Annotated in this window: 1 protein-coding gene and 1 pseudogene; both read right to left on the reverse strand. The window is 51.7% G+C overall.

Annotation, left to right across the window (positions count from 1 at the left end; all coding sequences use genetic code 11):
- Nucleotides 1-200, reverse strand: a pseudogene (locus FCN80_RS26340) (hypothetical protein); the annotation flags it as partial.
- The gene (locus FCN80_RS26345; protein ID WP_136993306.1) at nt 193-471 is read right to left on the reverse strand and encodes a hypothetical protein; all 279 of its coding nucleotides are present in this window, start codon (nt 469-471) and stop codon (nt 193-195) included. The gene FCN80_RS26345 and the pseudogene FCN80_RS26340, both read right to left, overlap by 8 nt.
- Nucleotides 472-518 lie beyond the last annotated feature (47 nt).

Below are 518 nucleotides of genomic sequence, written 5' to 3' on the forward strand. Positions count from 1 at the left end.
TCAGCCTCTTTGATTTCCTGGCGGTATTTATCCAAACATTCCTGGCACATGTCATAATATTCACAGCCGAATGAATCGGTTTCGCCCTGGACTCGTTTTACAGCGTCACGATCGTGGTGTTCATCGCATTTAACTCCAGCGGGAACGCCGGAAAATTGTCCGGGCAATGTTGATACTGGCCCGTTGCTGATATCAGCCATGGTATTCACCGCTCTTAGCCGCACTGACCGGATGAGCCTCATAATGTGGAACAGCCTCCCCGGTTACTAAAAATTGCCGTTCAGGCTCATCATCCCTGGCAACACAAACCTCTGGAACCCATTGTCCACTGACAATGGAATACTCAGCGCTGTGTCTGTCATATCGCCGCGCCCATTTCTCGGCGGCATCGTCATGGGTATATGCCTCTAACTTCAGCGCATTACTGCGTTCATCCCCGTTCTCCATGCACCACACCAGATATGTATTCATCACTCACCGCCTTTGTCGCTGGTGGGTGAAGGGGCGGCGGCATCCAA

It is taken from the genome of Martelella alba (genome assembly GCF_005217455.1).
Classification (GTDB): Bacteria; Pseudomonadota; Gammaproteobacteria; order Enterobacterales; family Enterobacteriaceae; genus Acerihabitans.

Coding starts and splice junctions, on each gene's coding strand:
- FCN80_RS26345 (WP_136993306.1), bottom strand. CDS start 471: ATGAATACATATCTGGTGTGGTGCATGGAGAACGGGGATGAACGCAGT.